3 protein-coding genes are annotated in these 12,212 nt (G+C 71.4%); 2 read left to right on the top strand and 1 reads right to left on the bottom strand.

Annotated elements, in window-relative coordinates:
• Together AB0J87_RS56520 and AB0J87_RS56515 are read left to right on the top strand one after the other, a co-directional pair.
• Positions 1 to 3,888: SDR family NAD(P)-dependent oxidoreductase (locus AB0J87_RS56520; protein ID WP_363982857.1), on the top strand; the 3,888-nt coding region annotated here is incomplete at its 5' end.
• 49 nt (positions 3,889 to 3,937) lie between these two features.
• Positions 3,938 to 11,125, top strand: a complete 7,188-nt coding sequence (locus AB0J87_RS56515; RefSeq protein ID WP_363982854.1) for an SDR family NAD(P)-dependent oxidoreductase — start codon at positions 3,938 to 3,940, stop codon at positions 11,123 to 11,125.
• A 34-nt stretch (positions 11,126 to 11,159) separates the two neighbouring features.
• Here the strand turns inward: AB0J87_RS56515 and AB0J87_RS56510 are convergent, their stop codons facing one another.
• Positions 11,160 to 12,065: a TetR/AcrR family transcriptional regulator gene (locus AB0J87_RS56510; RefSeq protein ID WP_363982851.1), complete on the bottom strand. Its 906-nt coding sequence runs from the start codon at positions 12,063 to 12,065 to the stop codon at positions 11,160 to 11,162.
• Between the last annotated feature and the right edge of the window lie 147 nt (positions 12,066 to 12,212).

The raw sequence follows: 12,212 nt of genomic DNA, 5'->3' as shown, positions 1-12,212 counted from the left end.
AACACCAACACCACCCCCAACTGGACCACCCTCATCCCCCACGCCACCACCACCGACCTGCCCACCTACCCCTTCCAACACCACCACTACTGGCTCGAAGCGCCTTCGACCGTCACGAACGTCGACGGGCTGGGCCAGGCCCCCGCGGACCACCCCCTGCTGGGCGCCGCGGTGGAGCTGCCCGATCAGGGCGGAGTGGTCCTGACGGGGCGGATCTCGGTCGCCGCGCATCCGTGGCTGGCCGACCACGCGGTGGGGGAGAAGGTCGTGTTCCCCGGCACCGGGTTCGTGGAGCTGGTGGTGCGCGGGGCCGACGAGGTCGGTTGCTCGGTAGTGGAAGAGCTGACGATCGAGACGCCGCTGGTGATCGAACGGGACGAGTCGATCCTGATCCAGGTGGCGGTGGCCGCCGCCGACGAGGACGGCCGGCGCGAGGCGACGGTCTACGCCCGCAGCGGTACGCGGCCATGGACACGTCATGCCGCCGGAATCGTGGCCACGGCGGACAGCGGCGACGCGGCGGGCTTCGACTGGAGCCAGTGGCCGCCGGCAGGAGCGCAGGCGGTGGACGTGTCGAACCACTACGAGACGCTGTCCGCCGCAGGGTACGGGTACGGACCGGCATTCCAGGGACTCAAGCGAGCCTGGGAGCACGACGGAGAGGTGTTCGCCGAGGTGGAACTCGGCGAGCGGGAGGCCGCCGAGGCCGGCCGCTACGGTCTCCACCCGGCGCTGCTGGACGCGGCCCTGCACGCCATCGGCGTGGCCGAGCGACTCTCCGACGACTCGAAGATCACTCTGCCCTTCGCCTGGACCGACGTGCGGCTGCACGCCTCCGCCGCCAGTCACCTGCGCGTACGCCTGCGCCGCGCCGACGACGGCGCGGTGACCCTGGAGACGGGCGACTCCGCGGGACAGGCCGTGGCCTCCATCGGCTCGCTGATCCTGCGGGAGCTCGCTGACCAGAAGCTGACCGCGACCGCGTCCTCGTCGTCGCTGCTGCGCATGGACTGGGGGCCGCCGGCGAACGACCTCGCGGACGCCCCGGTGGGCGACGTGGCGGTGGTGGGCGAGCGGTGGCCCGCTCTGGCGGCGGCGATCGAGTCCGCCGGCGGTGGTGTCGAGGAGTACGCGGACGCGGCGGCGTTGGGTGACGCGGTCGCGTCCGGGCAGGCTCTTCCCGCCGCCGTGGTCATGCGCCTGCAGGGGGCTCCTGCCGGGCAGGACACGCTTCCGGAGGCGCTGCGGTCGGAGCTGGACCGGGTCGTGGGTGTGCTGCGCGATTGGCTGGCCGATGAGCGGCTGGCCGAGAGCCGGCTGGTGCTGGTGACCACGGGTGCGGTGACGACCGGAACGGAGGCCGGCAGCGCCGGCGGTGGTGCTCTGGTCGAGGCGGCGGTGTCGGGTCTCGTGCGCTCGGCGCAGGCCGAGAGCCCCGGCCGGATCCTCCTGGTGGACGTCGACGATGCGGCCGATTCGCTCACCGCGCTGGCCTCCCTCCTGAGCGTGGAGGACGAGCCGCAGCTGGTGGTACGCGCCGGTCGGGTGCTGGTGCCCCGTCTCACCCAGGCGAACACCTCCGGCGAGCTCCCGACGCCCGACGGACCCGACGGCTGGCGGCTGGACAGCCCCGCCAAGGGCTCCATCGACGGGCTGACCTTGATGTCGGCCCCGGAAGCCGGCCGGGAGCTGGCCGCCGGTGAGGTGCGTGTGGACGTCCGCGCGGCCGGCCTGAACTTCCGCGACGTGCTCAACTCCTTGGGCATGTACCCGGGTGAGGCCGGGGCGATGGGCGTCGAGTTCGCCGGCGTCATCGCCGAGGTCGGGCCCGGGGTGGACGGGCTGAACGTCGGCGACCGGGTGATGGGCATGGGCGAGGGGACGTTCGGTCCCCGCGTGGTGGCTGATCACCGGATGATGGCGAGGATGCCGCAGGGGTGGAGTTTCGCCCGCGCGGCGTCGGTCCCGGGAGCGTTCGCGACCGCCTGGTACGGGCTGGTCGACCTGGCCGGGCTCAGCCGTGGGGAGCGGGTGCTGATCCACTCCGGTGCAGGTGGGGTCGGCATGGCGGCCATCCAGATCGCCCGGCACTTGGGGGCGGAGGTCTTCGCCACCGCCTCACCCGCCAAGCAACACCTGCTGCGCGCACTGGGCGTGGCCGACGACCACATCGCCTCCTCCCGCGACCTCGACTTCGCCGACGCTTTCACCACGGTCACCGGAGGTGAAGGGGTGGATGTCGTGCTCAACTCGCTGGCCGGGCCGTTCACCGACGCCTCCCTCAACCTGCTCGCCCCCGGCGGGCGGTTCGTCGAGATGGGCAAGACCGACCTGCGTGACCCGGCGGACGTCGAGAACAATGGAATCCGGTACCGCAGCTTCGACCTGATGGACGCCGGGCACGAGCGGATCGGGCAGATGCTGGCCGAGCTGCTGGACCTGTTCGCGGGTCAGGAGCTGGCGGGTCTGCCGGTGCGGTGCTGGCCGGTCCGGCAGGCTCGGCAAGCCTTCCGGCACATGGCCCAGGCCCGCCACACCGGCAAGATCGTCCTGACCATGCCGCGCGCACTGGATCCGGACGGCACGGTGCTGATCACGGGCGGCACGGGCGGTCTGGGCGCGATCCTGGCCCGCCACCTGGTCACCGAGCACCAGGTCGGGCATCTGCTGCTGGCCTCCCGCCGAGGAGACCAGGCCCCCGACGCCGACCAGCTCCGCACCGACCTGGAAGCAGCCGGCGCAACGGTCGAGATCACCGCGTGCGATCTGTCCGACCCCGAGCAGGTCACCGCGCTCCTCGACCGCGTCCACACCGAACATCCCCTGACGGCGGTCTTCCACGCCGCCGGAGTGGTGGACGACGGCGTGATCGACTCGCTCACCCCGGACAAGATAGACCGGGTACTGCGGCCCAAGGCCGACGCCGCCTGGCATCTGCACCAGGCCACCAGCCATCTCGACCTGGCCGCGTTCGTCCTCTACTCCTCCTCGGCCGCGACCCTCGACAGCGCCGGACAGGGCAACTACTCCGCCGCCAACGCCTTCCTCGACGCGCTCGCGATCCACCGCCACGCCTCCGGTCTGCCCGCACAGTCCCTCGCGTGGGGGGTGTGGGCGCCGGAAACGGGTGGCATGACGCGCCGGCTGGGCGACATCGACCTGGAGCGGCTGTCCCGTTCGGGGTTCACCGCAATGGGCGCCGCCGAAGGCATGCAATTGCTGGACGCCGCCCTGACCATGGCGGAGCCCTTCCTCGTACCGCTGCCCATGGACGCCCGTGCTCTCGGCGCCCGCGAGGACGGCATCCCCGCCGTCCTGCGCGGACTGGCGCGCACCCCCGCACGCCGTACCGCCCAGAGCGCGCAACCCGCCTCGGACGGCGAGTCGGCGCTGCAGCAGCGCCTGGCCGGGCTGCCTCCGGCCGAGCAGGAGCGCATGCTGGTCTCGCTGGTACGTACGGAGGCCGCCGGCGTGCTGGGACACGCCTCCGAAGAGCACGTGGATCCGGACAGGAGCTTCAGCGAACTCGGATTCGACTCCCTGACATCGGTGGAGCTGCGTAACCGGCTCGGCAAGGCCACCGGACTCCGGCTGCCGGCGACGCTGATCTTCGACTACCCCAACGCGGTCGCCATCGCCGAGTACATGGGCAGCCAACTCCTGCCGAAGAAGGAACCGGCCGAGTCGCAGGTGCTGCAGAGCCTGGACGAGCTGGGCCGGCTGCTGGGCAAGATCGCCATCGATGTCGAGGCGCGGTCCGAGATCACCGTTCGCCTGCAGAAGCTCATGGACGAGTGGCGCGGCGACCGATCCGGAACGGACGAGGAGAGCAAGGTGCGCACGGCGAGCGCCGACGAGCTCTTCTCGCTGATCGACCAGGGCCTCTAGGTCCCCCAGGAAACGCAAACTCGAAACCCCTTAGGGAAGGCGGGACGGCATGGCTGACGAAGAGAGGCTCCTCGCGTACCTGCGGCGAGTGACCGAGGATCTCCAGCAGGCCAACCGACGTTTGCGTGAGGTCGAGGAGAAGGAGCGCGAGCCGATCGCGATCGTGGCGATGAGCTGCCGCTACCCCGGCGGGGTGAACTCGCCGGAGGACCTGTGGAAGCTGCTGCTGGAGCGCGAGCAGGGGATCGTCCCGTTCCCGAAGGACCGGGGCTGGGACCTGGAAGCGCTGTACGACCCCGACCCGGACAGCAGCGGGACGACTTACGCGCGCTCGGGCGGGTTCGTCGAAGGGGCGGACGAGTTCGACCCCGCGTTCTTCGGGATCAGCCCGCGTGAGGCCGTGGCGATGGACCCGCAGCAGCGGCTGGTGCTGGAGGTCTCGTGGGAGGCCCTGGAGCGGGCCGGCCTCCATCCGGCTTCGTTGCGCGGCACCTCCGCGGGCGTCTTCATCGGCGCCTTCGCCAACGACTACGAGGTGGGCCGAGGCCCCCTGCCCGAGGGCAGCGAGGGTTACCTGGGAACGGGCAACTCCAGCTCCGTCATCTCCGGCCGGGTCGCGTACACGCTGGGCCTGGAGGGGCCGGCCGTCACGGTGGACACCGCCTGCTCCTCCTCGCTCGTCGCCATCCACATGGCGTGCCAGTCACTGCGCGCCGGAGAGAGCACGCTCGCGCTCGCGGGCGGCGTGACGATCATGGCCACGCCGGAGCTCCTCGTGGACTTCAGCCACCAGCGCGGCCTGGCGCGGGACGACCGCTGCAAGGCGTTCTCCGACGAGGCCGACGGCACCGTCCTGTCCGAAGGTGTCGGTGTGCTGGTGCTGGAGCGGTTGTCGGACGCGGTGGCCGCTGGTCATCGGGTGTTGGGGGTGATCCGTGGGTCGGCGGTCAATCAGGACGGGGCCAGTAATGGTTTGACGGCTCCGAACGGTCCTTCGCAGGAGCGGGTGATCCGTCAGGCGCTGGCCAATGCGGGGTTGTCGGGTGCTGAGGTGGACGCGGTCGAGGCGCATGGCACGGGGACCGCGCTCGGTGACCCCATCGAGGCGCAGGCATTGCTGGCGACGTATGGGCGGGATCGGGGTGCGGCCGAGCCGTTGTGGCTTGGGTCGTTGAAGTCGAACATCGGGCACACGCAGGCTGCTGCGGGGGTGGCCGGTGTGATCAAGATGGTGCTGGCGATGCGGCACGGTCTGTTGCCGCAGACCCTGTACGTGTCCACGCCCACGACTCATGTCGACTGGGAGCAGGGTCAGGTTCGGCTGCTGGAGCAGGCGCAGGACTGGCCGGAGCCGGACGGCCGACCACGGCGGGCGGGTGTGTCGTCGTTCGGCGTGAGCGGGACGAACTCGCACGTGATCGTGGAGCAGGCTCCCGAACCGGAGCCGCAGGAGGAGGAGTCTGGGAGCGCTCCTGTCATCTCCGGTGTGGTGCCGTGGGTGGTGTCGGGACGCGGTGAGGAGGCGTTGCGCGCTCAGGCGTCCCGGCTGGCCGAGTACGTGGTGGCACGGCCGGAGTTGCCGGTCGGCGAGGTCGGGCTGTCGCTGGTACGCACGCGGCCGGTGTTCGAGGACCGTGCCGTCGTCATGGGCGCCGACCGGGAGGAGCTGCTGGGCGGGCTGCAGTCGCTGGCGGCGGGGGAGCCCGGTGCCGGGGTGGTGGCCGGTTCGGTGTCGGGTACGGCGTCGGGTCGTCGGGATGCGGTGCTGGTGTTCCCGGGGCAGGGGGCGCAGTGGGCCGGGATGGGGGTGGAGCTGGCGCAGGCGTCGCCGGTGTTCGCCGCCCGGCTGGAGGAGTGCTTCGCCGAGATCCGGCGGTGGGTGGACTGGGACCCGGCCCAGGTCCTGGCCGACGCCGATGGGGCGGGGCTGGACTCGATCGAGAGACTGCAGCCGGTCGCCTTCGCGGTCGGAATCGCGCTGGCCGAGCTGTGGGAGTCCATCGGCGTCCGCCCGACGGCGGTAGTGGGCCACTCGCAAGGTGAGGTGGCGGCAGCCTGCGTGGCCGGGGTGTTGTCGCTGGCCGACGCCGTGCGGGTGGTCGTGTTGCGCAGCCGGCTGTTCGCCGCCGAGCTGTGGGGACGCGGCGCGATCGCCGCCGTGGGGCTGCCCGCTGAGGTGGTGCGGGAGCGGGTGGGCGAGGGGTTGGAGGTGAGCGCGGACAACGGGCCTGCCTCCTGCGCGGTGGCCGGGCCGACGCAGGCGCTGGAGGAGTTCGTGGAGCGTCTGCGTGGTGAGGGGGTGCGGGCGCGGGTGATCGCGACCACGGTGGCCTCGCATTCGCAGATGGTCGAGCCGTTGCGGGAGCAGTTGCTGGAGATGCTGGGCCCCATCGAGCCCGGGCCCGGCCGGGTGCCGGTGTATTCGACGGTGACGGGCGGGGTGCTGGCGGGCTCGGAGTTGGGGGCGGAGTACTGGTTCGCCAACGCGCGCCGGCCGGTGGACTTCCAGGGGGCGGTGCGGGCGTTGCTGGCCGATGGCCGCACCGCGTTCATCGAGGTGAGCCCGCATCCGGTGCTGACGATGGCGGTGCAGGACCTCCTAGACGCGGCCGCCTCGCCGGGCGTTGCGGTGGGATCATTGCGTCGTGGCGAGGGCGGCCCGGACCGGTTCCTCCGCTCAGCGGCCGAGGCGTTCACCGCCGGTGTCGCCGTGGACTGGGAACGGCTCCTCACCGTGACCGGCGCAGGCACCGAGCTGCCCACGTATGCGTTCCAGCACCGGCGTTACTGGCTGGAGCCTGCCACGACCGGTGTGTCGGACGCGAGCGGTCTGGGCCAGGCCCGCGTGGAGCACCCGCTGCTGGGTGCGGCGGTGGAACTGCCCGATCACGGCGGGCTGGTGCTGACCGGCCGGATCTCGACCGCCACGCATCCCTGGCTGGCCGATCACGGGGTGGGGGAGACGCTGCTGTTCCCCGGCACCGGGTTCGTGGAGCTGGCCGTGCGAGCGGGCGACGAGGTCGGCTGCCCGGTGGTGGAGGAGCTGACGCTTGAAGCGCCGCTGGTGATCGAGGGCGACGAGGCGGTCCAGCTCCAGGTGGCGGTGTCCGCCGCAGGAGAGGACGGCCGCCGTGAACTGGCGATCCACGCCCGCACCGGCCGGCGGCCTTGGACACGTCACGCCACTGGAACCCTCACCGAGACGACCGGCACCGCAGGCGCTGCCGATGGGCAGTGGCCGCCCGCGGGGGCGCAGGTGGTGGACGTGTCCGGCCACTACGAGGCACTCGCCGGTTCCGGATACGGGTACGGTCCGGCCTTCCAAGGACTCAAGCGGGCCTGGATCCGCGACAATGAGGTGTTCGCCGAGGTGGAGCTCGACGAGCGGGAGGCCGCCGAAGCCGACCAGTACGGCATCCATCCGGCTCTCTTGGACGCCGCCCTCCATGCCACGGGCCTGATCGAGCAGGCTGAGGGCGTCGCGCTGCCGTTCGCCTGGAACGGGGTGGAGCTCCTGGCTTCCGGCGCCCAGCAGGTGCGCGTTCACGTCCTTCCGGCCGAGGGCGGCGCTTCCAGCATCCGGATCGCCGACGCCACCGGCGTCCCGGTCGCGGTCGTCACGAGTTTGATCACGCGTCCGCTGCCCGCCGGTGGACTGTCGTCGCGTACCCAGCCCGGGCACGACGCGCTCCACCACCTGCAGTGGGTGATACCGCCAAGCTGGAACCCGCCCCATGCCCGAGGGCCGATAGCCGTCATGGAGACGGACGGCAGAGTGACCGAAGCCCTGCGCGGCGGCGACCTGGAGGTGCGCTCATACACCGATCTCCACGCGGCAGCGGAGGCCGACGGCATCACGACCCTGGTCATTCCTTGCCCGATTCCGCAGGCAGACGACCGGGAACCGCTGGAGGGCCTGCGGTCGGAGCTGGACCGGGTCGTGGGAGTGCTGCGCGATTGGCTGGCCGACGATCGGCTGGCCGAGACCCGGCTGGTGCTGGTGACCACGGGTGCGGTGACGACCGGTACCGAGGCCGGCAGCGCCGGTGATGGTGCTCTGGTCGAGGCTGCGGTGTCGGGCCTGGTGCGTTCGGCGCAGGCGGAGAACCCAGGCCGGATCGTCCTCGTGGACGTCGATCGCGCGGCCGATTCGCTCACCGCGCTGGCTTCGTTGCTGGGCGTGGAGGACGAGCCGCAGCTGGCGGTGCGGGCCGGTCGGGTGCTGGTGCCCCGTCTGGCCCGGGCGGACACGTCCGGCGATCTCGCGACGCCCGAGGGGCCGGAAGCCTGGCGGCTGGACAGCCCCGTCAAGGGCTCCATCGACGGGCTGAACCTGATCCCGGCCCCGGAGGCCGATCAGGAGCTGGCCGCCGGTGAGGTTCGCGTGGACGTCCGCGCGGCCGGCCTGAACTTCCGCGACGTGGTCGTGACACTGGGCATGGTGCCCGAACAGGGCGGGCTCATCGGTGGTGAGTTCGCCGGGATCGTCTCCGAGGTCGGGCCCGGCGTGGAAGGGCTGCGGGTCGGCGATCAGGTGATGGGCCTGGGCGAAGGGACCTTCGGCCCGCGTGTCGTGGCTGATCGCCGGATGATGGCGCGGATGCCGCAGGGATGGAGTTTCGCCCGCGCGGCCTCCGTCCCGGGAGCGTTCGCGACCGCCTGGTACGGACTCGTCGACCTGGCCGGGCTCAGCCGTGGGGAGCGGGTGCTGATCCACTCCGGCGCCGGCGGGGTCGGCATGGCCGCCATCCAGATCGCCCGGCACCTGGGTGCGGAGGTCTTCGCCACCGCCTCACCTGCCAAGCAGCACCTGCTGCGGGCGCTGGGCGTGCCTGAGGGCCACATCGCTTCCTCGCGCGACCTGGACTTCGCCGACGCCTTCGCCGCAGTCACCGGAGGCGAAGGGATGGACGTGGTGCTCAACTCGCTGGCCGGCCCGTTCACCGACGCCTCCCTCGACCTCCTCACCCCTGGCGGGCGGTTCGTCGAGATGGGCAAGACCGACCGGCGCGATCCGGCCGACGTCGCGAACACCCACCCCCACGTCCGTTACCGCAGCTTCGACCTCATGGATGCCGGGCACGAGCGGATCGGCCAGATGCTCGCCGAACTGCTGAACCTGTTCGCCTCCCAGGAACTTGCCGGTCTGCCGGTGCGGTGCTGGCCGGTGCAGCAGGCCCGACAGGCATTCCGGCACATGGCCCAGGCGCGCCACACCGGGAAGATCATCCTCACCATGCCGCGCAGCCTGGACCCCGACGGTACTGTGCTGATCACGGGTGGCACGGGCGGTCTGGGTGCGATCTTGGCCCGCCACCTGGCCACCGAGCACCAGACCAAGCATCTGCTGCTGGCCTCCCGCCGAGGAGACCAGGCCCCTGACGCCGACCAGCTCCGCACCGACCTGGAGACGGCGGGTGCGACGGTCGAGATCGCGGCGTGCGATCTGTCCGATCCCGAGCAGGTGGCCGCGCTCCTTGACCGGATCCCCGCCGAGCACCCGCTCACGGCGGTCTTCCACACCGCCGGAGTCCTCGACGACGGCGTGGTCACCTCACTCACCCCCGACAAGATCGACCGAGTACTGAAGCCGAAAGCAGACGCCGCCTGGCACCTGCACCAGGCCACCCAACAACTGGACCTGGCCGCCTTCGTCCTCTACTCCTCCTCGGCCGGCACCCTCGACAGCGCCGGACAGGGCAACTACTCCGCCGCCAACGCCTTCCTGGACGCCCTCGCCATCCACCGCCACACCACCGGCCTACCCGCCCAAGCCCTCGCCTGGGGACTCTGGCACCAACCCAGCGGCATGAGCGCCCACCTCACCACCACCGACATCACCCGCATCGAACAAGCCGGCTACCACCGCATCACCACCACCCAAGGCAACCAACTCCTCGACACCGCCCTCACCACACCCCAACCCCACCTCCTCCCCCTCCCCATCAACACCCACACCCTCAGCAACCGCCACGACGGCGTCCCGCCCATCCTGCGCGGGCTCGTCCGGGCCCCCGCCCGCCGCACCGCCCACGCCGGGCAGGCCGTGGCCGACGGGTCGGTGGTGCAGCGGCGGCTGGCCGGGCTGTCGCCGGCGGAGCAGGTCGAGGAGCTGACCCTGATGGTGCGCGAGTGCGCGGCGAAGGTGATCGGCTACAGCGAGCCGGAGGCGATCCGGGCGGAGCAGAACTTCCTCGAAGCGGGCTTCGACTCGCTGACCGCGATGGAGCTGCGCAACGTACTGAACAAGGCGACCGGCGTGCGGATGCCGGCGACGGCGGTCTTCGACTACGGCACCGCCGCGGCGCTGGCCCGGCATCTCGCGGAGGAGATCGCGATCGACAACGGCGCCGGCTGGGACTCCGGTCCGGCGGAGCCGGACGGGGGCGGATCGCTCAGCTCGCTGGTGCGCGCCGCGGCTCCCGCCGGGAAGCTGCAGGAGGGGCTGGACCTGCTGGAGGCCGCGGCGCGGCTGCGGCCGGTGTTCCGGACGCTGGACGAGCTGGACCGCGCGTATCCGCCGCTGGCCCTGGCCTCGGGGCCGGCGCGGCCGAAGCTGTTCTGCTTCAGCACGCCGATGGCGCTGGGCGGCGCGGCCCAGTTCGCCCGGCTGGCCGTGCACTTCCAGGGAGTACGCGACCTGTACGCGCTCCAGGTGCCCGGATACGCCCCGGACGACAGCCTTCCGGACAACGCGGACGTCGTGGTGCGCATGTGGGCGGAATCCATCCGGGAGGCGGCCGGCGACGACCCGTTCGTGGTGATGGGTTACTGCGGCGGCGGCAACTTCGCGCACGCAGCCGTCTCGTATCTGGAGCGGAACGGGGTGCGCCCGGACGGCCTCGTCCTGCTGGACACGTTCCTGCCGGACAGCGACGTCATCGACGAGCTCGGCGGTCAGATGCTGGAGGGGATGTTCGACCGGGCGGAGGTGTACGGGCCCTTCAGCGACACGAGGATGACGGCCATGGGGCGCTACTACCGGCTCTTCAGGGAGACGGTGGTGGAGGACATCGAAACCCCCGTGCTCTTCCTCAGACCGGACACCCCCCTGCCCTCCGGGCCCGACGGCGAGCGGTCCAGGGAAGGCAACTGGCGGGCTTCCTGGCACCTGAAGCACGACCTGTGCGAGGTCCGCGGCGACCACCTCACGATGCTGGAGGGCGAGGCGGGGTCCATCGCGAAGGCCGTCGAGGAATGGCTGAAGCCGTCCGGCGGGCGTTCGAACGGCGCGTGAGCGGCGAACCACGCACATGCCGAGGGGAGCGCCGTCAGTGATCCTCGGCCGAGGGCTGACCAGAGCGGGGCCACCGGTGAGGGGGAGCGGGCGACTCCCCCTCCAGGAACCGGGCGATGCCGTCCAGCAGGCGCTGGAGGCTGAACTCGAAGATCTCCTCCAGGTCCGTGAGGACCTCCGGGCTGTTGCGCAGCGCGGCCTGCCGCGGATAGCGGTCGGCGCCCAGTTCCTCGAGGATCGCGGGCACCTTCACCGATCGCCACTGGCTGAGCGAGATCCCGCCGCCGCGCCGTTCGGACGCGATCTCGCTCACCCGCAGCAGGGCGAGCCCCTGTGCGATGCCGCTCACGCCCAGATAGATCCGATGGGTCATGACGGGGTCCAGGCCGAGGCCGTCGAACGCGCCCAGGCCGCGTTCGAAGCGGGCGAGCAGGCTGGGGACGAGCGGCGGCTGGACCGTCGCGATGACCTCGAGGACCCACGGGTACGTCGAGTACAGCGCCCACTCCCACCGCGCCGCGGCCTCCAGTTCGGCCCGCCAGCCTCGGAAGGTGTGGGGCTCGGTGTCTCCGCTCTCGCTGAACACCGCCTCGACCATGAGGTCGATCAGCGCGTCCTTCCCGTCGATGTAGTTGTACAGCGACATCACCTTGACGCCGAGCACGTTCGCGACGTGCCGCATCGACATGCTCTCCAGGCCCTCGGCGTTGGCGATCCGGATGGCGGTCCACACGATCCGCTCGCGGGACAGGCCGGCGTCGGTCCGCTGGGAATCGGCGCGCCCGCCGGTGACGGGCCGTGCGGGACGGGGTGGCGAAGGCCGCTCGTCCTTCTTCTCCCGCCAGGCTCCCTGGCCGGTCCGCGCGTCGAGGCGGGCCCGGTAGGCGCGGGCCTGGCACGAGCGCGAGCAGTAGCGGGGCTTGCGCCCGCGGGGAGGCACCGTGAGCTCTTTCCCGCACTGGACACACGTCAGCATGGTCGCCTGATTTCATCACGATCTTCCATTGTGATGAAATTATATCACGCGCCTGATGTGACGAAAAAAGAGGTGGAGTGGTTGTGACGAAAATATCCTTCAAGAATGTGC

The sequence above is a fragment of the Nonomuraea sp. NPDC049625 genome, assembly GCF_040675285.1.
Taxonomy (GTDB): domain Bacteria; phylum Actinomycetota; class Actinomycetes; order Streptosporangiales; family Streptosporangiaceae; genus Nonomuraea; species Nonomuraea angiospora_A.
The sequence above is the reverse complement of the archived record's forward strand: the minus strand, read 5'-3'. Positions and strand labels throughout refer to the sequence as shown.

Excerpts from the sequence above, each read along its gene's own strand:
- AB0J87_RS56515 (WP_363982854.1), top strand. The coding sequence starts at position 3,938 with ATGGCTGACGAAGAGAGGCTCCTCGCGTACCTGCGGCGAGTGACCGAG.